This is a genomic window from Pseudoalteromonas sp. SD03 (genome assembly GCF_040937955.1).
Taxonomy (GTDB): domain Bacteria; phylum Pseudomonadota; class Gammaproteobacteria; order Enterobacterales; family Alteromonadaceae; genus Pseudoalteromonas; species Pseudoalteromonas tetraodonis.
In genome coordinates, this window is the sequence record NZ_CP162514.1 from 99,866 (window position 1) to 125,790 (window position 25,925).

A 25,925-nucleotide genomic window follows, 5' to 3' on the forward strand; every position below is an offset into this window, starting at 1 on the left:
ATTAATGGATATTTTATGACTGAAAAAACAAAGTTAGTTCGCATTGCTACTCGTAAAAGTGCATTGGCACTGTGGCAGGCTGAATTTGTAAAAGCGCAGCTAGAGCATTTTCACGATGACGTGCGTGTAGAGCTGGTGCCTATGTCGACTCAAGGTGACATTATTTTAGATACACCACTGGCTAAAATTGGTGGTAAAGGCTTATTTGTAAAAGAACTAGAACAAGCCATGCTTGATGGGCGAGCAGACATTGCAGTGCATTCAATGAAAGACGTGCCAGTCGAATTTCCAGATGATTTAGAGTTACACGTTATTTGTGAGCGTGAAGACCCGCGTGACGCGTTTGTCTCAAATAATTTTGCCAATATTGATGCGTTACCGCAAGGCGCCATTGTTGGCACCTCAAGTTTACGTCGCCAATGCCAAATCAGAGCGTTGCGTCCAGATTTAGAAATTCGTGACTTACGTGGCAATGTAAATACACGTTTAGCAAAGCTTGATAGTGGTCAATACGATGCGATTATACTCGCAGCGGCTGGGCTAATTCGTTTAGAAATGGGTGAACGTATTCGTGACTTTATTGAGCCAGAAGTGTCGTTACCTGCTAATGGTCAAGGTGCTGTCGGTATTGAATGCCGTATAAATGATGAAGTTACTAAAGCCTTATTAGCTCCGCTGGAGCACAGTGAAACTCGTATTCGTGTTAATGCCGAGCGCGCAATGAACCGCCACTTAGAAGGGGGCTGCCAAGTTCCGATTGGTGCTTATGCATTGGTTGATGGTGAGCAAGTACATTTACGTGGTTTAGTTGGGGCGATTGATGGCAGCGAAATTTTACGCGATGAAATTAGTGGGCATGTTGATGATGCGGAAAAATTAGGAGTTGAGCTGGCTAAAAAACTCTTAGCACAAGGCGCAGATAAAATCCTTGCTGACGTATATCGAGACGCATAATGAAACACATCTTGATAACTCGGCCCGAAGGAAAAGGCGCAGCCCTTGCACAGCAACTTGAGCAAGCGGGTTATCAAGCGTCTTTGTGTCCTGTTCTAAAAATAACGTATTTAACCCCAACCAGCGTTGAGCTAAGCCCGTTGGTTAATGCCGACAAAATTATTTTTGTTTCGCAAGATGCAGTACATGCACTGAGTGCGCTTAAGCCTGCAATTAACACCAAAGCGCAGTTTTATGGTGTTGGCCAACAAACAGCCGACACCATTTATGAAGTATTTGGTGTACGTGCTGCTTTGCCAAAACAACATGATTCTGAGGGGTTGCTGGCGCTTAAGTCATTGGCTGAGGTTGATGGCAGTAATATCGTGTTGGTTAAAGGTATTGGTGGGCGGCCTGAGATAGCAAAAACCTTAAAACAACGCGGTGCTTTTTTAAATAATTGTGTGGTGTATCAACGTGAGCCGGTAGCGCAACAACCCGCTGACTGGATAGACCACTGGCAAAGCCAGAATGTACACGGTATAGTCATTACTAGTAATGCCGCCGTTGATGCCATTTTTAATACCCTTACCGCGGCGCAACTAACATGGTTACAACAGTGCGAATTTTATGTTGCCAGTGAGCGTATTGGCGATTATTTACAACAGCAAAAAATAAATTCGACACATATACATACTGCGGCAGGGGCTAGCGACCACGCTATGTTTGCCTGCATTAATCAGCAAGGTAGCAAAATGAGTGAACAGTCAGCGACGTCAAAAGTAGAAAAAGCAGCAGCGCAACCAATAGCCAATAACACGTCTAATACCGCTAAAAACGACACTGCAAAAGCCAATAATCAAACGCAAAATAATACCCATAAAGTGAGTAAGGTGGGCAGTTTAGCGTTGGTGATTTCGTTACTTGTTGCTAGTGGCGTGGGTTATGAGTTTTATCAAAAGCTCAATGCCGGTAAAGTGCAAAATTTAGCGGTTAATGCATTAACAGAGCAAAATAAGATATTGCAGCAAGAGCTGCAAGCGCTTAAGTCTGAGCAACTCAGTCTACAGCAAGCGTTACAAAAGAGCGAAGAGCAAATTGCTATGGCGCTCAATGAAAACTCTGTAAAAAATCAGCAAGCATTAAAAGCAGCACTGCAAAAAGTGCAGCAAAGTGGTAATACATTAAACCCACAAGAAGTGACCAGCTTACAACGCATGGCCGAATTTAAATTGTGGGCTGAACAAGATTACCAAGGCACAAGTGCAGTGCTTAAACGTTTAGATTCACTTTTAAGCGATCACCCAGGCACGCTTGAGTTACGCCAAGCAATTATACAAGACATACAAACGCTCGATAGCATTAAACCCGTTGCGACAGAGGCGATTTACTTACAGTTAAATAGTGTAAGAGATCGCATCGATAACTTGGTATTTAATGCGGTTAATTTGCCAGAAGAAGCGTCAGTAACTGACGAAAACGCGCTCTCTGAAAATATGAGTGATTGGCAACAAAACATCCGAAATAGCTGGAATAAAATAGTTGATAGCTTTATTACAATTCGCCATCACGAAGGGGTATTAATAGAGCCGCTATTAACTGATAGAGAGCGCCACCTGATTAATCAGCGCATAAAGCTCAATATTACTCAGGCGCAAGATGCACTAATGAGCAAGCAAGCCAGCATCTATTTTAGCGCCTTAAACGACACAAAACGTTTAGTTACTGAATACTTTAAGCAAGATGATAATGCCACAAAAGTGGTACTACAAACTTTAGTAAACCTTGAAAAAGAGCCGCTTAACTTTAACCCTGAGGTGACATTGCAAAGTACTCAGCAAGTTAAGGAGTGGGCACAATGATAGGGTTGATCATTTTTATTGTCGCTATTGTATTGGTATTAGCTATCACTCCTTTCGTGTTAGATGAAAAAGGCTATGTACTGATTTCATTTAATAACACCACCATAGAAGGTACGATTGTTTCGTTTTGTATTATGGCGGCACTGAGCGCAGCAGCTTTGTATTTAACTTACAAACTCGTACGCTACTGTTTATCTATTTACAGAAATACCAAACATGGATTTTTTGCTCGCAGCCAAGAGCGCAAGCATGCAGCTATAGAGCAAGCACTGTGGAGCTTGATTAATGACGATTACGCGCAAGTGGAAAGCGCGTTATCAAGTAACAGTGTGCCAGCTAAATTTTTAGACATACGTTTGGCGTTACTAGCAAAAGCTGCACTGGCAAATAATCAACCCGATAAAGCGCTGGAATACTTGTTTGAAATAAGCCCTGAGCAGCAACTAAAAGTGGCTAAACTATGGTTAGCCAGTGGCGACAGCAGTGTTATTGAACCGCAAATACGGATGGCGGCTGAATCTAAAAAAGCCACGGTACTTGAGCTTAAACTGTACACTGAAGTGTTGGTGCAACAGCAGCACTTTAAAATATTAGAAGACTTTTTACCGCGCTTATTACGTAAAGATGCATTGAGCGATAAGCAGTGGCAGCAGGTGTTTTTAGCTTATTTTGCTGCTCAAGCGAGTGATGAGCTAACCAGTAAGTACCAGCAATTAGGTAAGAAATTGCAAGCACATGCGCACACTGCGTACTTAACTCAAATGGCAAAAACAGGGCAGTTGGCGAGTATTGAAAACGAGTTAATTAAAATGCTCAAACACGCTAAGCACCACTCTGAACTTACCGACATTTTACGTGAAGCTGCGCCAAGTAATGCTTACAAGCTGCAATCAAGCATTCAAGAGCGGTTGAAAAAAGACGAGCACAATAACGCGTTATTATTAGCGCTGGCGTGTTTAGCGAATGCCCAAGGTGATTATGATTTAGCTGCACGAGTATTCGACAAAGCGCTTAATAGCGATAACAAATCACAGTATCGACAACAAGCTATACTAAGCTATAAACACAGCGCACAATTAGATAAGGCGCTTGTGCTCTATCAATAATGGATTATATTTTATAAATCAATAATTAAAAGCGCAGGAGCGAAGGCTATGAAAAATGTGTTTACACTCTCTTTTAGTCTTGCATGCGCTTATTTTTTTACTGGTTATCTTAGTAATTTATTACTCGCAGTTGACGGTTATGCCGTGGCTTCTTGGCCACCTGCAGGCATTGCACTAGCCAGTTTTTTATTATGGCGCCATCGCGCTTACTTAGGCATTATTGCTGGTTCTTTACTGATTAATTTAATTCATTTAGACCATGTTACAGATATTTTAAACTGGCAAATTTTGTTACATGCAGTGGGCCTCAGCGGCGCTGCTTTTTTGCAAGCATGGCTTGGCGCGCAAATAATTACAAAAGTAATAAAAGCCCCTCTAGACCTTTCATCGTTAAAATTAAGTATTCAAAGCTTAGTAATCGCAGGTCCTGTCTGCTGTGTCATAGGCGCTATTGCTGGTACGAGTTTATTAGTATTTAATCAGATCATCCCTGCTGCGAATGCGCTGGATAATTTTATTACTTGGTGGATAGGTGACAGTATTGGCGTATTAATTTTTACCCCATTACTATTAGCTGTATTTCACTATTCTGAGATGCGCCATCGGCTACAAGTTATTGTTCCTGCATTACTTATTTATGCGATTATTAGTATTAGCTTTTATGGTGCAGCGAGCGTAAAAAAACAAAAAGACACTCAAAAGCAAGAAACGAAAGTGCTTGCAACTCAAAGCGCGATAAATCAAAAGTTAGATGAGATCATTGCACATCTATCTTTATTAAGTGGTTTTTTAGCAAATAGTGAAGACGTTAGTTTTAGTGAGTTTACGCAGTTTACGGCTAAACAATTAAGCTACAGTGAAGAAATACTTGCTTTTAAATGGGTTCCTGCGATTACTGATGATTCTCGTGCCGAGTATCAATCATGGATTGAGCAAGTTGATAGCGAAAACCCGTTTATCAAACAAAAATCAGCGAATGGGCAATGGCAAAAAGCCCCCTATCGAGAGTTGTATTATCCCGTAAAATATATAAATCCACTTAGGGGAATGAAAGATATTATTGGGTTTGATTTAGGTTCAAACGAGCAAGTGCGTACAGCACTTACTAAATCTAAAGTACTTAATGAATTGGTGATCAGTGAACCGACAGCACTGATACCGAATAACGATGAATTAAGTGTACTCTTTATGTATCCCGTTTTTGGAAATGCGGTAACAGAAGGCGATTTTAAAGGATTTGTTGTTGCCGTAGTTAGCTTAGCTAAACTTTCTAAGTCGCTGTCGTTTGACTCTAATGAGCGTATTGCGATTAGTTTTTTTGATATTAATAATGCTGAAAAACAGCAGGCACTTTATATTGCAGAGCATCATTCTATGGTGTTACTAAAAAAATATCAGTTGTTAATTGGTCAGCGAATGTGGCGCGTTGAGCTGCATCAACCCGTTTTAAAATCATCGTGGTTCATATACTGGCTAGCGCAAATAGTGGGTATGTTATTTGTGTGGTTGTTGATTATATTTTTGATCTCTGTGACGGCTACCAATATTCGGATTCGCGAACAAGTGGCAAAGCAAACACTCACGCTACGCCAAGAAAAACAAAAGGCCGATGAAGCCAGTGCTATAAAAAGTCAGTTTTTAGCCAACATGAGTCATGAAATACGCACGCCAATAAATGGCATAAAGGGTATGCACTATCTAGCGCTACAACAACAGGATTGGCAGCAAGCAAAAGGCTATATAGAGCAAGCTGATGGTGCTCTAAGTGTATTATTAAGAGTGTTAAACGATGTACTCGACTTTTCTAAAATGGAAGCCGGTAAACTTGAGTTAATGCAAGAGCCTGTGAACCTCAAACAATTAGCCGAAGACATCGTCGGTTTAATGCAATTTGAGGTGGAGAGTAAATCCCTTTCTTTAAAATTAGAGTATGACAGCGATGCGCATTTAATTCTCAATACCGATCCTATTCGTTTAAAGCAAATTCTGCTTAATTTATTAAATAATGCAGTAAAATTTACCGCAAAGGGCTGTATTACGTTAAAGATTTGGCAATCATCAAAAATGACATATTTTAGTGTTAACGATACCGGGATTGGCATTAGCTCTGCAGCTCAAAAACAGCTTTTTAAACCCTTTTCTCAAGCAGATAGCTCAACGTCACGTCAGTACGGTGGTACTGGTTTAGGTTTGAGTATTTGTAAAAAATTGGTCGAATTGATGGGAGGGGCTATTGATTTAAAAAGCAGTGAGGGGCATGGATCTACGTTTACTTTTAGCTTACCAGTTCATTCATCGCTGCCAAAAGCCAAATACAGTGCTGATGCTTTATCAAAAATTGATGTCAGTAATATTTCTTTAGAAAAATATCAATTACTTATAGTGGAAGACAACCCATTAAACCAACATGTTGTAAGTGCTATTTTAGAAACTAAACACGGTATTGCTGATATCGCAAATGATGGCTTAGAAGCGATTGCGATGCTTAGCGAAAAAAACTACGACCTAGTATTAATGGATATTCAAATGCCTAATATGGATGGTTTACAAGCAACAAAAGTGATTCGTAATGAGTTAGGTTTTTTTGATTTACCTATTATTGGTTTATCCGCCAACGCTCACGAACAAGACGCTCAAAAAGCGATTGCCTCTGGAGTGGATAGCTACATGACCAAGCCTATTGAAGCTGATGAGCTATTTAAAACGCTTTGGTATTATTTATCTCGCTTAGATAAGTAACACGTATTTTTGTACAAAAGGCAGACATAAGACCTCCAAGCGCCATTTTAAATATTCTACACTTGAAATATTACTGTACCTGCGTATCATTCGCGCAATTTTAACTCAACCGAGTAGCTACTATGATTAATAGAAAAATACCTTTGCTAGATATTCACCGTCACTTAGATGGGAATGTACGCGCGCAAACCATACTAGAACTTGGTCGTCAGTTTAATATAGCTTTACCAGCAGATAATGTTGAGGCACTTATTCCTCATGTTCAAGTTATTGATCCTGAGCCAAACCTAATGGCTTTTTTACAAAAGCTTGATTGGGGGGTCACGGTACTGGGTGATTACGATGCCTGTAGACGAATTGCAATAGAAAACATTGAAGATGCACAAGCGCAAGGCCTTGATTACGTAGAGCTACGTTTTAGCCCTTACTACATGGCACAAAGCCAAGGTTTACATCCTCAGGGCGTTGTTGAAGCCGTGGTTGATGGTATTAAAAGTGCAACAAAAGATGCTGATATTAAAGCAAACTTAATTGGTATTTTATCTCGTACTTACGGTGTTAAAACCTGTCAACACGAGCTGGATGCTTTACTTGCTTTTAAAAATGATTTGGTCGCGGTTGATTTAGCCGGTGACGAAATTGGTTACCCTGGTGAACTGTTTGTTGATCACTTTAAACAAGTACGCGATGCATATTTAGCGGTTACCGTGCATGCTGGCGAAGCATTGGGTGCTGCCAGTATTTGGCAGGCATTAAACGGGCTTGGCGCAAGCAGAATAGGGCATGGCGTTAAAGCGATTGAAGACTCAACGCTAATGGATTATTTACGTGATAACCGTATTGGTATTGAATCGTGCTTAACCAGTAATATTCAAACCAGCACAGTGAATGACTTAACGAAGCATCCGCTTAAACAGTTTTTAGATCATGGCATTTTGGCCAGCATTAATACCGATGATCCGGCTGTTGAAGGGATTGAAATTGAGTACGAATACGCAACTGCAGCGCCACAAGCTGGTTTATCGCAAGCTGATATGGAAAAAGCGCAAGCCAATGCACTTGAGATTGCGTATTTAAGTGATGCAGATAAACAGGCACTCAAAACCAAAGTCGCACAGCGTTAATCACCTGTACTATAAAAAAATGCCACTGTTTACAGTGGCATTTTTGTTTATATGTGAGTTTGACAGCTAACGTAATTATCATAAAGTGCTTTTAAAATATCGGCACGGCTGATCATGCCAACTACAACGTCACCATCAACCACGGGATAATTCTTTGGCTTACCGGGTTGCATTTGTTCTGCTAATTCCATGATATTGGTATCACCGCTGACCGTCACAACTTCTGTTTGCATCAACTGCGATACTTTTACCATACCGTCACAAAAATAACTGCTTTGCATTAGGGGTTTAAGTAGCTCTTGCTCAGAGATAAAACCTACTAGCAACTTGTTATCGTCAAATACTGGGGCACCAAGCAATTTAAATTTTTGTAGTTCTGCAATGGCGGTCGTCATTTCTGTATTAGGGGTGATATGAGGCAACTTGTGTTGCATAAAATCTTTTACTTTTGTATTTAGCATTTAGGTTTCTCCCGCTGAATGTTCTATACAAAGTATGGTTTATAGATTGGATTTTAGGAAATTGTTTATGTTGATGAGTTTAATAGGTAATAACAATCATCGCAGCGGTAATGGCGGGCAATAAAAACAATTAAGGCACCCTAAGGTGCCTTAAAAATGATGCATTTGCTGTTATTTTATAAAAGCAAATGCATCCGCGTACATGTTTTCGCGAATGGCACCGTGGCTAATAAAGTCATCGCGCACTATGCCTATCATGTCAAAACGACCTGCCATGTAAATATCGTAAGGTTCAAGCGAGATGATATCGTCCATTACCGCTTTATGCACATAACCAGTATGGCCAGTCCAGCTGTCAGTAGGATTTTCTACCACAGGAATAAATTCGAAGTGCTTATGACTATCTGCCCAAGCTTTCATTTCGCTGTGTGCATACAGCGCAGACTCTTCTTTAACACCCCAATAAAATAGCACTGGGCGCTGACAATTTATTTCAGCAAGGTGATCGGCCATTGATTTTGCGTAAGAGAAGCCTGTGCCGCCAGCAAGTAAAATAATGGGGCGCTCGCACTGCAAACGTAGTTGAGAAACACCTAAGCCCGCTTCAATAGTCACTGTTTGATTATTATTGTGGGCACTACGAAGGTGCTCTAGCGATTGCATAGCATATGAGTCAGCAACTGAAGCACCAATATGTAATTCTAAAGCATCCGTTTGTGAAGGACGGCTTGCAATTGAAAACGCACGTTTATCTTTTTCACCTAAAACCAATTGTAAATATTGGCCAGCTTCAAATGTGACGGGTTGCTGCGGCTTTAAAATAACTTTATGAACAAATTCTGTTAGTGGACTGATAGAAACAACGTCAGCGTGTAATGTTTGCATGTTTTACCTTAAATTAGCGGATACGCACTTTATTTGAGCAATAGTAGCATATCCGCAGGGTGAGTTTATAGCCTAGACCAAAGTCGTTAAAGAATACCTAGGCTATCCCAAAGTTCATCAACGCGATCTTTAGTGGCTTGATCCATAACAATAGGTTCGCCCCACTCACGGGTTGTTTCGCCAGGCCATTTGTTGGTTGCATCCATGCCCATTTTTGAACCAAGGCCAGAGACAGGCGATGCAAAGTCTAAATAGTCTATTGGCGTGTTTTCAATTAACGTGGTGTCGCGTGCAGGATCCATACGGGTGGTAATAGCCCATATTACATCGTTCCAATCTCGGGCGTTAATGTCATCATCGCAGACAATAACAAATTTAGTGTACATAAACTGTCGTAGGAATGACCAAACCCCCATCATTACGCGCTTGGCGTGCCCAGGGTATTGTTTTTTCATGGTAACCACGGCCATACGGTACGAGCAGCCTTCTGGCGGTAAATAAAAATCAACGATTTCTGGAAACTGTTTTTGTAAAATTGGCACGAATACTTCGTTTAGAGCCACCCCTAAAATAGCTGGCTCATCAGGCGGACGACCCGTAAAGGTACTGTGATAAATAGGGTCTTTACGATGAGTAATATGAGTGACTGTCATAACGGGAAAGTCATCGACTTCATTATAGTAACCCGTATGGTCGCCATAAGGGCCTTCAGGTGCCATTTCACCTGGCATAATATGCCCTTCAAGCACGATTTCTGCGCTGGCCGGTACTTGTAAATCATTCGAAATAGACTTAACCACTTCCGTTTTACTGCCACGCAATAAACCGGCAAAAGCATATTCGCTTAATGTATCGGGGACCGGAGTAACCGCCCCTAAAATTGTGGCAGGATCAGCCCCTAATGCCACTGATACCGGATACGGCTCACCAGGGTGTTCTTTGCACCACTCTTGAAAATCAAGCGCGCCACCACGATGAGATAACCAACGCATAATAATTTTATTTTTGCCAAGTAACTGCTGGCGGTAAATCCCTAAATTTTGACGCTTTTTATAAGGCCCTTTGGTAACGGTTAAACCCCAAGTAATTAAAGGCGCAGCATCACCAGGCCAGCAATGCTGAATAGGAAGCTTGGTTAAATCAACATCGTTACCTTGTAAAATAACTTGTTGGCAGGGCGCTTTTTTTACTTCTTTGGCTGGCATATTAAGGACTTGCTTAAATACCGGAATTTGTCCAAGGGCTTCTTTAATGCCTTTCGGTGGTTCTGGCTCTTTTAAAAATGCCAATAACTTACCAACTTCTCGTAATTCACTGACATCTTCTTGGCCCATACCCATTGCTACACGCTTAGGTGTACCAAATAAGTTAGCTAGAACAGGCATGTCATACCCTTTCGGGTTTTCAAATAATAAAGCGGGGCCTTTAGCACGCAGTGTGCGATCGGCAATTTCGGTCATCTCAAGATACGGGTCGATTTCTTGGCTGATGCGTTTTAATTCGCCTCGTTTTTCAAGTAAATCGATAAAATCGCGTAGATCTTTGTATTTCATTGTGGGCCGTTACTTAGCAAAAAGTTAAAAGTATTATACCCAGTTCATGCAAGCCAAGTCATTACTTGCACTTAAAACTTAAAGCGCTCTACCGCACCTTTTAAAGAGTGTGCAAGTTGATTAACATCTTCACTTTCGCTTGCTAGGGTCGTCGCATTGTCGGCATTTAAGGTGGCATGATCGGTTACCTTAGCCATTATTTGTTGGATATCAGTGCTGTTTGCAAGTTGTTCATGCGATGCATGGGCAATGTCTTTGCTCATTGCATTGACCGATACTAACGTGCTTTTGATACGCTCAACGGCTGCATTTAGTTCAGTACTGTTTTCAACACAATGTTTGGCTTGTTGTTGACCATCATTTATTTCAGCTTGGGTAGACTGAGTATGTTGTTGTAGTGTGTTGATCATGGTGGTTATTTCGCTAGTGGAGCTTTGTGTTCGTGCTGCAAGCGAACGCACTTCATCAGCCACTACGGCAAATCCTCGACCATGTTCACCGGCTCTTGCTGCTTCAATGGCCGCATTAAGCGCTAGCAAATTGGTTTGCTCTGCAATACTGCTAATCGTATCAACAATAGCGCCAATCAGTTTGGTGTATTGTGCAAGCTCTTCGGTGCTGCTAACTGCTTTATCTAGGCGGCTTAAAAGAGATTCAATACTTTGGCTATTGTTGTTTGCAATGTCATTGACATCATTTGCAAACTGCGAGGCATTCGTTATTTCATTTGAGGTACTCTGCGCTTGTTCGTAAACGGCTTGTGAGCTTTGTAGCATACTTTGCGCTAATGAGGTTGCTTGTGCGCTGCGTTCCAGCTGTTGCTTAGCAACGATGGTCATTTGTTGCCCTTTTTCACTGGTTTGAATGGCTGAATTATCGAGTTCGTAGGCGTCGTTACTGATCCCTTTTATTAGGTGAGTTAAATCATCACAAAGCTTATTGGTATTATGCAGTAGGGTACCAAATTCGTCTTTACTTAGAGGATTACTACGCTGTGAAAAGTCACCTGAGGCTATGCGTGCGAGTTCTTTATTCACCTTTTTAAGTGGTTTTAGCATGGCGTTAGTAGTAAACACTGAAATAATAACCAGCAAAACAATTAAAACAAAAGCAATAATAATAACTAAGCTAGAGCCGGTATTGATTGCTGACTTAGCGCTCTCTTGCAGGGAGTCAAAGCGCGTGTCTGCAAGTTTATTAAGCTCAATTAGCTGATTTTCTATAATGATAAAGGCATGTTGAAAACTTTCAAACCGCTGATCAACCTTGTCTTTGCTATTGAGTACAGTGTTCTGCAATGCATACAGCCCATCAGGATTATTTAATAGGCTGCTTAAATCGTTAAACGCCGCTATTAACTCATTGGCGTTGAGCTTATTTGCAATAGGAGAGGCTTGTTGCTCTAAATAACTAAGATTAGATTGAATATTATCGAGTAAAAAAGAAGTGTCCTGTTGGTGGGCATTGATATCTTCAGAGGTGGTTACTTGCCCAATGCCTTTGACATTATTGTTTAGAGTAAATAATAAATCATCAATTCGAGTCGCTGTGCCAAAGACTGCATTTAAAAGCGATTGCTGGTTGCCCGCTACGTTTATAAGCTCTATATCAAGTAATTGGTTACTCAGATCGCGAAGCTGTTCATTAAAGGTAACTGTCAGTGCTGCGGCGGTACTTTGCGCCTTAAAGCGTTGCTCTTTTGCTGCAAGCATGTCGTTGCTTATAGTATTTAGTTTAGTGAAGTCATTATGAATAGTAACAAGTAATGTGTGCATACTTTGTTGCTTGGCAACTTGTGCTTTTAGCGTCTCTAATTTATTAAAAAACTGTGTTTGCTCTGCGTGTGCTTGCTTTTTATTTTGCAGTAGTAAATCAAGTTTAGTTTGGCTGTAAGCAATGGCGTTAAATTTAGTAATTGAAAGTAGCGATAAACGCAGGTCTTTACTCGCTTGCTGTACCGGAACCGCTAACGTTTCTATGCGCGAGTTAGTGGTACTGATTTGATGGAGTGACCAGTAAAAAAATATGCAGCTGGTGAGCATTAACAGGCCAATAGCTGAAAAGGCTAAAATTATTTTATGTTTTATAGCGATAGAATGCATAACTTTATCAACAGTATTAAGACTTTTGTTAGTGTAGCAAGTTTTTTAATATGTTGTTAGTTAGTGGTTAATTGCTTGTGCATTGATATTTTTTACCGTTAATTATTAGCATAGCTTGCTCGCCCTTACTCCAAAACAGTACCTTGGTATTAATATATTTGCTACCAGAGGCACTCACCTCATGAGTTAATAAATAATCATGCTTATTAAAGCGGAGCGTCGCCTGTTTGTTGCTAATAATATCTAGCTGTGCAGCGGTGTTATCGCACATGTAGTTTGTTGTAATGGGTTGCTCATTGCATGCAACCAGCGCTATTAAAGCAATAGTAGTGGCGTAGTGTTTCATTAGGTTGTGTTTTACTTATTTAGTCGCTTGGTTAATTAAGAGCTTAGCAAAGCTAAATTAACCGTTGGTGAAAATAAGGCTTTACGTTATGTTTAAGCTCTTATTTTTAGCTAGGGAATATCATGGCTGGTACTAACCTCTTAACATTACTTGATGATATAACGACCTTACTTGATGATATTGCGACTATGAGTAAAGTTGCGACTAAAAAAACGGCAGGCGTACTAGGAGATGACTTGGCGCTCAATGCGCAGCAAGTTACAGGGGTCACTGCCGATAGAGAGCTGCCGGTAGTATGGGCGGTGGCAAAAGGGTCGTTTTTAAATAAAGCGATATTAGTCCCTGCTGCGTTATTAATTAGTGTGTGGTTGCCTTGGCTAATTACGCCACTTTTGATGATGGGTGGTTTATTTTTATGTTTTGAAGGCGCTGAAAAAGTATTTGCTCGCTTTTTACCTCACCATGAGGAAACGATAGATGATGATGAAAAGTTAGATTTAGTTGAATATGAAAGGCAAAAAGTAAAAGGTGCTATTCGTACTGACTTTATTCTGTCTGCTGAAATTATTGTAATTACCTTAGGGACTGTGGCTGGGGCTACGTTAATGAATCAAGCACTGGTGCTAAGTGTTATTGCCATCATCATGACAATTGGTGTTTATGGACTGGTAGCTGGAATTGTAAAACTTGATGATGCAGGATTGTATTTACTTAACCAATCAAAACTCTCTGCGAATAAATTTAAAGAATTACTGGGTAAAGGCCTACTTGCAGCAGCTCCCCGACTTATGCAGTTTTTAGCCTTTGCAGGTACAATCGCCATGTTTTTAGTGGGGGGTGGAATTTTAGTGCATGGTGTTGAGTTACTGCATCATACGCAGATTGATATCACACATTACGCCCAGTCAACTTTAGGTGGGGTAGGTGAGATGCTAGCCCCTTTAGTATTTGATGGCTTACTTGGTGTGGTTGCGGGTTTGGTTATTGTTATTATGCATGTAACCTATACTAAGCTCTTTAAAACCCATAGTAGCGCGGCGTAATCGCGCTACTTTACATTATTCACATTGTGCACTTTTACATAATTGCTCAAGCTCGTGTTTAGCTTTGCTATTACCTTGAGCAATGGCTTTTTTATACCAATAAATAGCTTGTGGGGCGTTTTTCTCTGTGCCTTGCCCGTCGCGATACATTTGCGCCAGATTTAGTTGCCCCCATTGAGAACCTGTTTGCGCTGCAAGAGTAAAGCTTTCTAGCGCTTCATCGTATTGCCCATCTTTGTGGTACATAATTCCTTGTTGATTATTTTTATCGAGCTTTACTCCTTTATATAAAGGTTTTGGCTGTGGCGGAAACATCACAAATCCCCCATATAAACTATTTGCATAGGGGCGCAGCACGTCGAATATAATGTCATCCTTGTATAAGCGTTTTATTTCATTACGAGGTAGGGTGATGGTTTTAGACGAAAAGTAATCTCTTTGCACTAATAAACTGGCACGCATTGCTGTGGTTATAGCGCTGCTGCGCTTATAGCTGTAATTACTCACCTGAAACGTTATAAATTGCTGATCAAAGCTCAGCACTTGCGCGACTTTTAAATTAGTCAGTGTCCACGGTTCATGAGTGAATTTATCGGCCTTTACTAAATAGGTGTCGTAGGCTTTGGGGTTGGTTAAATAACTTTGTTTTAGCGCCTCAGCATTAAGGTGTTTTTGGTAAAAAAATAACAATACCCACAGCAATAAAACTAACCCAATACAGTATTTGGGTAGGCTTAGCTTTTCGAACAGGGGTAACTTTTTAATGCTTGTAGGCTCACAATGTCCACATTGATAGCACTCGCGTTTATAGCTCAACTTTATCGGAACTATAGGAAGAATAGTAAAGCGCAAAAAGCGGCTTTGGTTAACTAAGTGATAGCTGTTACTTTTGCAATTAGGGCAGCACTGTACTTGTGTAAAATGAGGAAAAGACTCACTGGTATTGAAAAGCAGCATGAAAATACGCTCCCTGTTTTAATTCTCTTTAAGTTAAAACAATGAGCGTATTAGTTAAAGCAGCAAACTGTAAGTAATTATGTCAGTTACTCTTTAGTGCGTGCTTTTGGTTCAATGGTCGTTTTAGCGTCGGCGGCCATTAACGCAAATACAGCATAAGCAGCGGTGTTTTGACGAAGTTTAGCGGGTGTTACTTTATCAAGGGTGTCATCCGCTGTATGGTGGTAATCAAAGTAGTCAGTACCATCTTGTGCCAGTTCAAAAATAGGTGCAGAAACTGCATTTTTAAATGGGATGAGATCGGGTCCGCCTTTAGCTTCATTTTGGCCAATGTATTCAATATTTAATGGCGCAAGCTCTTTGGCAATCGCGCGCACTACTGGCAGTGAAGCTGCGTTTACATTTGATTCAAAGCCATAAACTACATCAGCACCAAAGTCAGACTCTGCAGCAGCCACAATGTTATTAAGCTCATTTTTATGCTTTGCAAAATACGCTTTTGCGCCCCAAAGGCCGAGTTCTTCAGCTGCAAAAAGCACAACGCGAATACTGCGCTTAGGACGTTTTACATCACTAATATGCTTTGCTGCTGCCATGGTTAAGGCAACGCCAGCGCCATCATCTAGAGCGCCAGTACCTAAATCCCACGAATCTAAGTGCCCACCAATAAGTACATATTGCTCAGGGTTTTCAGTACCATTAAATTGGCCAATGACGTTATAACCAGTGCCCTCGCCTAGGTTTTCGGTTTGTACATTAATATTAACCGACACGTCTTTGTTTAATGCGACTAATCGTGCTATTTGGTCAGCATCAGGATTGGCAATAGTCACGTTAGGTATTTTAGTTACCCCTTCTTTATAATAGCTACCGCCGGTATGTGCAAAGCGATGGTGGCCAGTGCTAACTGAGCGCATCATATAGGCAACGGCGCCTTTTTTAGCTGCTTCAATTGCTCCAGTAGCACGGGCTTTTACCGCGGGGCCATAACCATTGCCGTCAATATCACGGTTCATACGGTAATTAATATAAGCAATTTTACCTTTTAAGCTATTCGCCGGTGCAGCTTTTAATTCGTCAAGGGTTTCGAATAAGACGACAGGTGCACTGATCCCCTCTTTGGGTGTACTAATGCTGTTACCCAGTGCTGTTAAATGCAGAGGTTGCTCGCTTGGAGTGAGTATTTTTCCGCTTTCGCTATAGCGACGCCATTCAGGGAAGGTTGCTTCTTCTAACCAGACTTTATCAAAGCCTAATTCATCAAACTTTGCTTTTGCCCAAGCAACGGCTTTCTTATCGTTTTCGGTGCCTGGTAGGCGCGGGCCTATTTCAGTGGTGAGTGATTCTAGTAATTGATAGCTTAAATCACTTTTAAGGGCGGTGGTGCGCACCTCATCTACTTGTTGTAGCTGTTTTGTAGTGAATTCACTGTTGTTGGCGCTTACCGTCATGCTGGTGGTAAATAGGAGTGCTGTGAGCAATTGTTTCATATTCAGAGAGCCTTTGTAATGATTAACACCATTAAAGCATGTAACAAACAGGATAAAAAATAGATGAGATGAGTAGGCTATTCAGTGGGTTCAAAAGTCAGTTCAAAAAAAAGCCCACCTCAAATTGAGGTGGGCTATGGTTTTTTAAAGTTTGTATTTAAAAGCTAAATTGCGCTGCTAAACGCACGTTTGTGCCTTCACCTACCGTCACGTTATTTAATCCACCACCGGCTAGGTAGTTTTTATCGAATAAGTTTTCAATGTTTAAACGCAGGTTAATATCTGTATTACTTACCTTAAGTGCGTAGGTTGCGCCAACATCAACACGCGTATATCCCTGTTTTGTTACTGTATTGGCATTATCGGCAAAACGTTCACCTTCATAAAAAGCGCCGGCATTAAAAGCAATGGCGTCGTTGAGTTCATAACGGGTCCAAAGTGAGGCGGACCACTTTGGCGCATCGGTTGGGCGCTTACCTTCTAATTCTTCATCTCGTTCATAGTTAGCATCTAAATACATGGTTGATGCCATAACAAATAAACGATCGGTAGCAGCACCTTGTGCAGAAAGTTCAAAGCCTTTATGGCGTTGTTCACCTGCTTGCGTGGTTATGCTGGTTATATCACCAATAGGATTAATCAGATTTTCGCTCACTAAGGTGCCTGTTTTACTAATATCAAATAGGGCGCCGCTGAGCATTAATCGATCATCAAACAGTTGCCATTTAACCCCAACTTCTCGTTGCTCAGAAGTAATGGCATCGAGTTTCATGCCATTATTAACATCATTTTCATTTTCTAATGTTTCGTTTTGCGGCTCAAATCCTTCCGAGTAACTTGCGTATACGGTTGCTGATGCATTTGGATGGTAAAGTACGCCGACCTTAGGTACGAACGATTCGTTATTGCTGTTTTCTTTACTTTGTTTATCGTAACGACCACCCAGTGATAGTTGCCATTTAGGCGAGAACGAAATCAAATCTTGGATATAAATCCCGTAGTAGTCGTAGGCAGATGAGCTAACAGTATCATCTGATTTGTAACTTATATTTGGGCGATTAGGCTCATTTTGACCGGCAGAAAAATTAATCGTATCAGCAGATGTGCGTAATTGGCCATAGTAATAATCCAGTGAGTTAACGCCTACAAGTAATTGATGATGCACACCCACGGTTTCAAATTCGCCAATAAAGTCGATAAAAGCAGTTTTAAACTGCCAATCATCAAAGCGATCGTAAGGGCGTGACTGATAACTATCGCCTTCGATAAAGTCACTTGGCTTACGTGGTGCTGACTCAAAACGCTGGCGTTCAAATGTTTGCTCGTTGTAGCCTAAATTTACGTGCCAGTTGTCGGTTAAAAACATCTTAAAATCAATGCCCATGTTTTCAACGGTGATGTCGGTAAAGGCCCAAGACATGTCACGAATTGTTTTATCGTTACCAATGATATTGGCATCATTATCGATCCAAGCACCCGTATCTAGACCTGCTTCGTCATCGGTACGGTCATAGTGAACACGTACTAAGGCATTATCGCTAATATCGTAATCAACCACTAATGCACCTAAAAAACGATCGCGTTCGCGGTTATCACCGTTTTGATACTCACGCCAATATTCAACATCTTGTTTTACTAATACGCCACGGGCACGTAAATCTTCAGCTTCAGTCAATGCGCCGCCAGCATCAAGCATAAAGCGAGTTGAGCCATGTTGATCGACATCGGCACTGGCATTAAATAACGTTTGTGCGGTTGGCTTTTTGGTCACCATATTTACTAAGCCGCCAGGGCCCGATTGGCCGTACAAAATACTCGATGGTCCTTTAATTACTTCAACTTGCTCTAAAATTTCAATGGGTTGTTGATAGTGCGACCAATGCTGGTGGCCATCACGCAGGTAGCCGGTTGATGAACTTAACTCAAAACCCCGTAAGTTAAATACTTCACGATTACGTTGCTTAGATCCTGGCGTTAAACTCGCATCGTTACTTAGTACTTCACCTAAGGTGGTTGCTAGTTGCTCATTTACAATTGTATCTGTAATAACAGTGACTGATTGTGCGGTATCGAGTAATGAGGTTGAGGTTCTCATTGCCCCACTGGCATTATCTACTTTGTAGTCGTTGAAGTAACTGCCTTTTACTTCAATGCGCTCTATATTTGCGGTGTTAGCAAATACATTTGCAGAGGTACTGGCTAAAAGTGCGATAAAAAGTGGGTTAAGTTTCATTAGTAGCTTCCGGCTTAGAGTTATTAGAATAGTAAAACGTCGCAGATCTTAATGAAAATAACTATCATTTGCAATATCTTTATTTGCACTTTTTATCGTGCGTTGTTAATGGTTGCTAATTGTTAAATCTGCTATTATTAGCCGCATATTTATTGAGACTTTTCTCAAGTTATTTTTTTGCTATGGAATTTACTGTGACTGCAACTGCTTTTTCATCGTTGGCCTTACCTTCTGGGTTAGTTGATAATTTATCAACACTCGGCTACACCCAAATGACTCCTGTACAGGCACAAAGCCTGCCTCCTGTTTTAAGTGGTAAAGATATTATTGCCCAAGCGAAAACAGGCTCAGGTAAAACAGCGGCATTTAGTCTGGGCGTTTTAGCCAAGCTGAATGTTAAACGCTTTCGTATCCAGTCGTTAGTGCTGTGCCCAACCCGTGAGCTTGCAGAGCAGGTGGCTGTTGAAATGCGCAAATTAGCACGCGGTATTCATAATATTAAAATTTTAACTTTGTGTGGCGGGGTATCAATTGGTCCTCAAATTGGCTCACTTGAACATGGTGCGCATATTATTGTAGGTACACCAGGGCGAGTTGACGACCATATTCGTAAAGGTACATTGCGCTTAGATGATGTTGAAACGCTGGTACTTGATGAAGCCGACCAAATGCTTGATATGGGTTTTCAAGACACCCTCGATGCCATAATTGAGTGTATTCCAACAAATCGTCAAACATTGTTATTTAGCGCGACTTTTCCAAAATCAATCGAAGCCATTGCAAAGCGTGTTCTGAGCAACCCTGAAATGATTAAAGTAGAAGAGCAGCAAGAAAAAAGCACTATCAAGCAATACTTCTATAAAATGGATAATAATAAGCAACGTTATCCAACCCTTAAATTACTATTACTTAAATTTACCCCACAAAGTTGTGTGGTGTTTTGTAATACCAAGGTAGAAACACAGCAAGTATGTGATGATTTAGCCGATGAAGGCTTCAGCGCCGTTGCATTGCATGGCGATTTAGAGCAGCGTGACCGTGAGCGTACACTGATTCATTTTGCCAATAAGAGTGCGTCTATTTTAGTGGCAACCGATGTAGCAGCACGCGGCTTAGATATTGATGATATGGACATGGTAATTAACTATCACTTAGCGCATGATCCACAAACGCATGTTCACCGTGTAGGGCGTACCGGGCGAGCGGGCAAAAAAGGCATTGCGTGTTCTATTTACGGTGATGCTGAGCAATTTAAAGTAGCGCAAATTGGTGACCACTATGAGCGTGATTTTACCCCTGAGCCAATGCCATCTTATAACCTATTAGATAAGCCTCCTTACAAGCCAGAAATGGTGACATTGATGATAGATGCGGGTAAAAAGCAAAAAGTGCGCGCGGGTGATATCTTAGGGGCATTAACAGGTAAAGATGGTATAGCAGGGCGCCAAGTGGGTAAAATTAATGTACTTGATAACGTGGCTTTTGTCGCGGTAGAGCGTAACTCATCTAAACCCGCGTTACGTAAATTAACCGAAGGCAATATTAAAGGGCGTAAAATCCGTGCTCGTCGCCTGACGCGCTAGTTTTACGTTTTAAGATGAGCAGCTCGCCTTGAGTTGCTCATATTCCATTTTTAATTGTTTAAACACTTCATTATCACCCCCTTGTTTGTCTGGATGATGCTGAACGGCTAGTTGTCGCCAACGCTTTTGTAATGTTTTTAAGGTAATTGGTTGTACTAATTGCCAGCGAGCGATTAATTGCTGATGTTGCTGAGCACTTAAAGGCGCTTCATGTTGTTTAGGCTTACTGAAACGTTGCCAAAAGCTATCTAATAATGCGTTAATTTCTGCTGTTGATGTTTCAAAGTTTTGCCAGTTTAAGTAGTAGTCACGCAGCGGATCGTTTGGGTGAAGTTGGTTTTGGCGAGGGTCGCTTACCAGCTCAATATGTAAACTTTTAATCAGTAGCTGCTGTTTTGGCATAACTTGCTGCTGTAACTGATAAAGTGCATTCATAATTAAAAAATTACGTTTAAATAAATCACGCCCAGGATCAGCTGCTAAGGTATCAAGTAACCCACGTTCTTTTAGTTCCGATGCTAAAGTATGAACCATCCACACTTTATTATTGATTAATAGTTCAAAAATCTCATCTATCAGTGGGTTAAGCATTGTTTACAATCTATTAATTGGTGTATCTTGAACAAATTATCATACACCTAAGTAATATTAAACCCCAAGGAGTGGGCGTGAATGCCTGTTTTATATTGGTCTAAATTAGATGTTTACATATTGTTTGGGTGTCATTTTATTATGGCTAGCAAGGATTAAAGGATATTTTTATGCTGACTCGGTTAAAGCGCATCTGCTTTATTGGTCTTTTGGTTGTACTGAGTGGTGCATCAAACGACGCTTTATCCAATGAGCAGACAAGTTTGTTTGAGCAGTTCGATCTTGAGCAAACATGGACTAAAAAGCACCGCCTTGCAACAGACATATTAGCTAACCCTGACCTTCCAAATTTACAACGCGTGACCATTTACAGTGACTTAGCGGAGCTGGCGTTTACACAGAGTGATTTAGCTAATGCACTAAAGTATTTTAAATCACTAGAGGCGAATAGCACCCTCAAAGAACAGCCAAAACTTTATTTTCGTGCAATTAAAATGCAAGGCGTGGTGCTTTATTATCAAGGGTTAGTGCAACAAGCGGTCGTTGATTATAATCGCGCGTTAAACATTGCCGTTACCCTTAAAAGCCCGATTAAACAGGCTAACTTACTCAGTAATATTGGGCTCGCTTACTTTGATATGTATAACATGGAGCTAGCCCTCGATTATTATCAGCAAGCCAAAGTCATTTATGAAAAAGAGGGGAGCGCACAAGATAAAGCCGATATATTACATAATATTGCCGGTATTTATATTCGTCTCTCTCGGTATGAGTCCGCGCTTGAGATGTATCGTGAGGTTTTAAAAGTTTTTCAAGAGCTTGGTGATGACGATGGGGTTGCACAGGTATACGGTAACATGGGTGTGGCGTACACTGAATCGAGGCAGTACCAGTTAGCGTTGCATTACAACCAATTAGCTTTGCGCTACTATCAAAGTGTTAATAACGCCTTTCAGCTTTCGACTAAGCACACCAACTTAGCCACAATTAATCTTAAATTAAATAAATTTGATGTCGCGTTATATCATGCTAATGCAGGGCAACAGTTTGCACTTGAGGCTGATAATAAGTCGTTACTAGCGGCTGCCTTACACGTGTTATCGACTGTTCAATTTGTGCAAGGCAATACAGAAAATGCCAAAGAAACCTCAGAGCGTTCAATTACGCTTGCCAAAGAGTATAATAATGGCATGCGCATAAAAGACGGTTTGGGGGTTGAAGCGCTGATCCATGCTAGCTTAGGGGATTATGAAAAAGCGTTAAGTTTGCATCAACAGTATGTTGATTATCAGCGCAGTGTTAATACCGAAGAAGCCTCAAAAGCGGTCAGTCAATTTCAAATTCAGTTTGAATCAAATCAGCTAAACCAAGAAATTAAACAATTAAAACAGCAACAATACTTACAAGAATTACAAATAGCTAAACGTTCACAGCTGACGTTCTTATTGGTGATTGTTGCCATATTGATTTTAATTACAGTAATTGCTGTTTATAAACGCCGAACAGAAAAACAAGCGAAGTTAAAGCTGAGTGAGCAAGTTGAACAGCGCACCAAAGAGCTGCAAAGTGTGGCGCAAGAACTGCGTGAAGCTAACGAGGTTAAAAGCCAGTTTTTAGCGAATATAAGCCATGAAATTAGAACGCCATTAACCGCTATTTTGGCGCAAACTGACGATCTTATTAGTGGTCAGTACAAGGCTGAGCAATTACAAGATGAGCTTAGGGTAATACAACGACAAAGTGAGCATTTAAGAAGCCTGATTAATGATGTGCTTGATTTAAGTAAAATCGAAGCAAACAGGCTAGAACTTAACATTAGCTGTTTTGATATGGTGCGATTGATCAACGATGTTCATGCTATGTTTTCTCCACAAACTAAAGCGAAAGGCTTGTCACTGATATTAGAGAGTCAGTTAGGTGATACCTATTTTACGCGGCTAGATTTAACTCGAGTAAAACAAATACTTATTAATTTATGCGCCAATGCCATTAAGTTTACTCATAAGGGGCACGTAACAATTGCTGTTAGCAAAACGGATCAAGGGCTGATCTTTTGTATTCAAGATACCGGAATTGGCATGAGCTCCTCACAGCTTAAGCTTATTTTTGAATGCTTTAGCCAAGCAGATAACAGCATTAGCCGACGTTTTGGCGGTACTGGTTTGGGCTTGAGTTTGTCGCAGCAGTTAGCAGCTATGATGGGTGGCTATATTAGCGTGCAGAGTGAGTTTAAAAAGGGCAGTGAGTTTTCGTTCTATTTGCCTTGTATACAAGTTGAAGAGCAAGTTTGCCACGATGATATGCAGGCTAAATCGGCTGCAGGGCATAGGTTGTTATCCGGTAAGGTGGTGCTTGCTGAGGATCACAGTGATAACCGCAAACTGATCAGTCGTTATTTACACTCCCTAGGACTTGAAGTGATTGCCGTTGAAAATGGTGAGCAAGCCGTAGAGCAAAGTTTAAAACTGTATCCGGATTTGGTGCTTTTAGATATTCAAATGCCCGTTATGGATGGTATTTCTGCGTTTGAACTACTCAAACAATGTGGCTATGAGCAGCCTATTTTAGCGTTAACGGCCAATGCCATGAGCCACGAGATTGACCACTACTTATCACTTGGTTTTAGCGATTATTTAGCAAAACCAATAGACAAAGAATTTTTTTACACTGTTTTAGCTAAATACTTAAGCTCAGCAAATGAGGATTCATCGACAGAAAGTATCCATGTAGATATGAGTGATTTAGTAGCGAGTTTTAAACAAAGCCTGATTACAGAAAGTGAGCTAATTGAACAGCATTTTAAAGTTGGAGATTATAAATCGCTGCAAAAAGATAGCCACCGAGTTTTAGGTGCGGCACAAATGTTTGAGTTTAAAGAAATAGCATTAGTGGCAAAAGCACTAGATGATGAATTACTTCAGTCACAAATTAACACTCAAAAGTTAACAACATTAGTAAATGACTTGCTGGTACTGCTTAAGCAATACGGATAAGCTGATTTACTCTAAAAATAAAAAAGACACCATCTGGTGTCTTTTTATTTAAAAATGTTTACTTAACCAGCGTTCAGATTACTGACGTTTCATCGAATCAAAAAACTCATCGTTGGTTTTACTCATCGATAGTTTATCGATTAAAAATTCCATGGCATCAATTTCTGACATGTCATGGACTATCTTACGTAAAATCCACAGCTTTTGGAGCTCATCAGGCTTAGTAAGTAATTCTTCACGACGCGTACCAGAACGGTTAAAGTCGATAGCTGGGAATACACGTTTTTCCGCAATTTTACGGTTAAGGTGTAGTTCCATGTTGCCCGTACCCTTAAACTCTTCGTAGATAACTTCATCCATTTTAGAGCCGGTATCAATAAGCGCAGTCGCAATAATTGTTAAGCTACCGCCTTCTTCAACGTTACGTGCAGCACCAAAGAAACGTTTAGGCTTATGTAATGCATTAGCATCTACACCACCGGTCAATACTTTACCTGATGATGGAATAACGGTGTTGTAAGCACGTGCTAAACGTGTGATTGAATCAAGTAAAATCACCACGTCTTTTTTGTGCTCAACTAAGCGCTTTGCTTTTTCGATAACCATTTCAGCAACCTGTACATGGCGAGATGCTGGTTCATCGAATGTTGATGCAATAACTTCACCTTTTACTAGGCGTTGCATCTCAGTCACTTCTTCCGGACGTTCATCAATAAGTAAAACCATTAATGTAACATCAGGGTGGTTATGTGTGATTGATTGCGCAATATTTTGTAGCAACATGGTTTTACCCGCTTTTGGCGGTGCTACTAATAAACCACGTTGGCCGCGGCCAATGGGTGACGCTAAATCAAGAACTCGTGCGGTAATATCTTCTTTACTGCCGTTACCACGTTCCATACGAAAACGTTCGTTTGCATGTAGTGGTGTCAGGTTTTCAAAAAGGATTTTAGTGCGAGAGTTTTCAGGTTTATCAAAATTAACTTCGTTTACTTTAAGTAAAGCAAAGTAACGCTCACCATCTTTTGGCGGACGAATAAGACCTGAAATAGAGTCGCCAGTACGCATACTAAAACGGCGAATTTGGCTTGGAGATACATAAATATCATCTGGGCCAGCTAAGTAAGAAGCTTCTGATGATCTTAAAAAGCCAAAACCATCTTGCAAAATTTCTAATACACCACCGCCGAAGATATTCTCTCCGCCTTTGGCATGGGATTTAAGAATAGCAAAAATAATGTCTTGCTTTCTTAAGCGGGCTACGTTTTCGAGCCCCATGGACTCAGCTAAGTTTACAAGCTCTTTTATAGACTTGTCTTTTAATTCGCGTAAATGCATATTGGTGGGTTCTTTATTACAGTTGTCATACTCAAAATCGCTTTATTAGATCGTTGAGTGAGGTTTGTTGAATATAACTAAGGATTAGTTGGCTTTATAAACTAGCAGGTCATTACTGCAGCGTCCAGTACTTCTGTAAAATAAATAATAAAAAAAGGGCTGAGCGCCCTTTTTTTATAAATTTACACTTAGATGTTGTTTTCTAAAAACTCAACTAATTGTGTTTTTGATAGTGCGCCTACTTTAGTTGCAGCCACTTGACCATCTTTGAAAAGTAGTAGTGTAGGAATACCACGAATACCAAATTTAGGTGGAGTACCTGCGTTTTGGTCAATGTTTAATTTAGTAATCGTTACACGGCCATCAAATTCCTCAGCAACTTCGCTTAGAATTGGGGCGATCATTTTACACGGTCCGCACCATTCAGCCCAAAAGTCTACTAGTACAGGTTTGTCTGATTGTAATACGTCAGCTTCAAAGCTATCGTCGGTAATTTGGATTATTTTCTCGCTCATTGCGCTCTCCGGTTTAGTTAGGCGAAATATTTAGTGCGTATTTAAACACTCTTGTTTCTTATTGCAAGTTT

General features: G+C 40.7%; 19 protein-coding genes. 8 read left to right on the plus strand and 11 right to left on the minus strand.

The features are described from left to right. Window positions 1–15: 15 nt before the first annotated feature. The 5 genes from hemC to add all read left to right on the plus strand — a co-directional run bounded on the left by hemC (window position 16) and on the right by add (window position 7,764). On the plus strand, window positions 16–954 hold the full coding sequence (gene hemC, locus ABZP26_RS00520; protein ID WP_013463732.1) for a hydroxymethylbilane synthase: 939 nt from the start codon (window positions 16–18) through the stop codon (window positions 952–954). Then, window positions 954–2,795, plus strand: a complete 1,842-nt coding sequence (locus tag ABZP26_RS00525; RefSeq protein WP_096038071.1) for a uroporphyrinogen-III C-methyltransferase — start codon at window positions 954–956, stop codon at window positions 2,793–2,795. The genes hemC and ABZP26_RS00525 overlap by 1 nt, the downstream gene beginning before the upstream one ends. Beyond that, the gene (locus ABZP26_RS00530) at window positions 2,792–3,901 is read left to right on the plus strand and encodes a heme biosynthesis HemY N-terminal domain-containing protein (protein WP_368485213.1); all 1,110 of its coding nucleotides are present in this window, start codon (window positions 2,792–2,794) and stop codon (window positions 3,899–3,901) included. Before ABZP26_RS00525 ends, ABZP26_RS00530 begins: the two co-directional genes overlap by 4 nt. A gap of 48 nt (window positions 3,902–3,949) precedes the next feature. Beyond that, window positions 3,950–6,640 (plus strand): ATP-binding protein, encoded by a 2,691-nt coding sequence (locus ABZP26_RS00535; protein ID WP_368485214.1) that lies wholly within the window; start codon window positions 3,950–3,952, stop codon window positions 6,638–6,640. Between the two features lie 122 nt (window positions 6,641–6,762). Further along, a complete protein-coding gene (gene add / locus ABZP26_RS00540) occupies window positions 6,763–7,764 on the plus strand; it encodes an adenosine deaminase (RefSeq protein WP_096038074.1) in 1,002 nt (333 codons plus the stop codon). A 47-nt stretch (window positions 7,765–7,811) separates the two neighbouring features. Here add and ABZP26_RS00545 read toward each other — a convergent pair whose 3' ends face one another. The 5 genes from ABZP26_RS00545 to ABZP26_RS00565 form a co-directional block, all read right to left on the minus strand. Beyond that, window positions 7,812–8,225, minus strand: coding sequence for a CBS domain-containing protein (locus tag ABZP26_RS00545; RefSeq protein ID WP_013463737.1), 414 nt, complete (start codon window positions 8,223–8,225; stop codon window positions 7,812–7,814). 171 nt (window positions 8,226–8,396) lie between these two features. Next, window positions 8,397–9,110 carry an NAD(P)H-flavin reductase gene (fre, locus tag ABZP26_RS00550; RefSeq protein WP_013463738.1) on the minus strand — a complete coding sequence of 238 codons (714 nt, stop codon included), beginning with the start codon at window positions 9,108–9,110 and terminating at the stop codon, window positions 8,397–8,399. An 86-nt stretch (window positions 9,111–9,196) separates the two neighbouring features. Next, complete coding sequence (ubiD, locus tag ABZP26_RS00555; protein ID WP_033103673.1) at window positions 9,197–10,663, minus strand: 4-hydroxy-3-polyprenylbenzoate decarboxylase; 1,467 nt, start codon at window positions 10,661–10,663, stop codon at window positions 9,197–9,199. Window positions 10,664–10,734: 71 nt separating this feature from the next. Continuing rightward, a complete protein-coding gene (locus ABZP26_RS00560; RefSeq protein WP_368485215.1) occupies window positions 10,735–12,765 on the minus strand; it encodes a methyl-accepting chemotaxis protein in 2,031 nt (676 codons plus the stop codon). Window positions 12,766–12,832: 67 nt separating this feature from the next. Next, entirely contained in the window at window positions 12,833–13,111 is a 279-nt protein-coding gene (locus ABZP26_RS00565) for an MliC family protein (RefSeq protein WP_368485216.1), read from the minus strand. Between the two features lie 122 nt (window positions 13,112–13,233). On the opposite strand from ABZP26_RS00565, the gene ABZP26_RS00570 reads away from it, so the two are divergent. Beyond that, entirely contained in the window at window positions 13,234–14,154 is a 921-nt protein-coding gene (locus ABZP26_RS00570) for a DUF808 domain-containing protein (protein WP_013463742.1), read from the plus strand. Window positions 14,155–14,169: 15 nt separating this feature from the next. Here the strand turns inward: ABZP26_RS00570 and ABZP26_RS00575 are convergent, their stop codons facing one another. The 3 genes from ABZP26_RS00575 to ABZP26_RS00585 form a co-directional block, all read right to left on the minus strand. Further along, window positions 14,170–15,111 (minus strand): tetratricopeptide repeat protein, encoded by a 942-nt coding sequence (locus ABZP26_RS00575; RefSeq protein WP_024601991.1) that lies wholly within the window; start codon window positions 15,109–15,111, stop codon window positions 14,170–14,172. Between the two features lie 86 nt (window positions 15,112–15,197). Next, complete coding sequence (locus ABZP26_RS00580) at window positions 15,198–16,601, minus strand: M20/M25/M40 family metallo-hydrolase (RefSeq protein WP_368485217.1); 1,404 nt, start codon at window positions 16,599–16,601, stop codon at window positions 15,198–15,200. A gap of 157 nt (window positions 16,602–16,758) precedes the next feature. Then, window positions 16,759–18,834, minus strand: coding sequence for a TonB-dependent siderophore receptor (locus tag ABZP26_RS00585; protein ID WP_368485218.1), 2,076 nt, complete (start codon window positions 18,832–18,834; stop codon window positions 16,759–16,761). A gap of 194 nt (window positions 18,835–19,028) precedes the next feature. Between ABZP26_RS00585 and dbpA the strand changes: the two genes are divergently transcribed. Beyond that, on the plus strand, window positions 19,029–20,417 hold the full coding sequence (gene dbpA / locus ABZP26_RS00590) for an ATP-dependent RNA helicase DbpA (RefSeq protein WP_024601994.1): 1,389 nt from the start codon (window positions 19,029–19,031) through the stop codon (window positions 20,415–20,417). Window positions 20,418–20,426: 9 nt separating this feature from the next. Here dbpA and ABZP26_RS00595 read toward each other — a convergent pair whose 3' ends face one another. Beyond that, entirely contained in the window at window positions 20,427–21,008 is a 582-nt protein-coding gene (locus ABZP26_RS00595) for a DNA-J related domain-containing protein (RefSeq protein ID WP_024601995.1), read from the minus strand. A gap of 170 nt (window positions 21,009–21,178) precedes the next feature. Here ABZP26_RS00595 and ABZP26_RS00600 point away from each other — a divergent pair, with 170 nt between their 5' ends. Next, window positions 21,179–24,001 (plus strand): tetratricopeptide repeat protein, encoded by a 2,823-nt coding sequence (locus tag ABZP26_RS00600; RefSeq protein ID WP_368485219.1) that lies wholly within the window; start codon window positions 21,179–21,181, stop codon window positions 23,999–24,001. 78 nt (window positions 24,002–24,079) lie between these two features. On the opposite strand, the gene rho is transcribed toward ABZP26_RS00600, so the two are convergent. Both rho and trxA read right to left on the minus strand, forming a co-directional pair. Beyond that, entirely contained in the window at window positions 24,080–25,339 is a 1,260-nt protein-coding gene (rho, locus tag ABZP26_RS00605; RefSeq protein ID WP_013463749.1) for a transcription termination factor Rho, read from the minus strand. Between the two features lie 188 nt (window positions 25,340–25,527). Further along, window positions 25,528–25,854 (minus strand): thioredoxin TrxA, encoded by a 327-nt coding sequence (gene trxA / locus ABZP26_RS00610; RefSeq protein WP_013463750.1) that lies wholly within the window; start codon window positions 25,852–25,854, stop codon window positions 25,528–25,530. Window positions 25,855–25,925 lie beyond the last annotated feature (71 nt).

Coding starts and splice junctions, on each gene's coding strand:
- ABZP26_RS00525 (WP_096038071.1), top strand. CDS start 954: ATGAAACACATCTTGATAACTCGGCCCGAAGGAAAAGGCGCAGCCCTT.
- ubiD (WP_033103673.1), bottom strand. CDS start 10,663: ATGAAATACAAAGATCTACGCGATTTTATCGATTTACTTGAAAAACGA.
- ABZP26_RS00575 (WP_024601991.1), bottom strand. CDS start 15,111: ATGCTGCTTTTCAATACCAGTGAGTCTTTTCCTCATTTTACACAAGTA.
- ABZP26_RS00530 (WP_368485213.1), top strand. CDS start 2,792: ATGATAGGGTTGATCATTTTTATTGTCGCTATTGTATTGGTATTAGCT.
- ABZP26_RS00580 (WP_368485217.1), bottom strand. CDS start 16,601: ATGAAACAATTGCTCACAGCACTCCTATTTACCACCAGCATGACGGTA.
- ABZP26_RS00595 (WP_024601995.1), bottom strand. CDS start 21,008: ATGCTTAACCCACTGATAGATGAGATTTTTGAACTATTAATCAATAAT.
- trxA (WP_013463750.1), bottom strand. CDS start 25,854: ATGAGCGAGAAAATAATCCAAATTACCGACGATAGCTTTGAAGCTGAC.
- ABZP26_RS00565 (WP_368485216.1), bottom strand. CDS start 13,111: ATGAAACACTACGCCACTACTATTGCTTTAATAGCGCTGGTTGCATGC.
- rho (WP_013463749.1), bottom strand. CDS start 25,339: ATGCATTTACGCGAATTAAAAGACAAGTCTATAAAAGAGCTTGTAAAC.
- fre (WP_013463738.1), bottom strand. CDS start 9,110: ATGCAAACATTACACGCTGACGTTGTTTCTATCAGTCCACTAACAGAA.
- ABZP26_RS00600 (WP_368485219.1), top strand. CDS start 21,179: ATGCTGACTCGGTTAAAGCGCATCTGCTTTATTGGTCTTTTGGTTGTA.
- ABZP26_RS00535 (WP_368485214.1), top strand. CDS start 3,950: ATGAAAAATGTGTTTACACTCTCTTTTAGTCTTGCATGCGCTTATTTT.
- ABZP26_RS00585 (WP_368485218.1), bottom strand. CDS start 18,834: ATGAAACTTAACCCACTTTTTATCGCACTTTTAGCCAGTACCTCTGCA.
- hemC (WP_013463732.1), top strand. CDS start 16: ATGACTGAAAAAACAAAGTTAGTTCGCATTGCTACTCGTAAAAGTGCA.
- add (WP_096038074.1), top strand. CDS start 6,763: ATGATTAATAGAAAAATACCTTTGCTAGATATTCACCGTCACTTAGAT.
- ABZP26_RS00560 (WP_368485215.1), bottom strand. CDS start 12,765: ATGCATTCTATCGCTATAAAACATAAAATAATTTTAGCCTTTTCAGCT.
- ABZP26_RS00570 (WP_013463742.1), top strand. CDS start 13,234: ATGGCTGGTACTAACCTCTTAACATTACTTGATGATATAACGACCTTA.
- ABZP26_RS00545 (WP_013463737.1), bottom strand. CDS start 8,225: ATGCTAAATACAAAAGTAAAAGATTTTATGCAACACAAGTTGCCTCAT.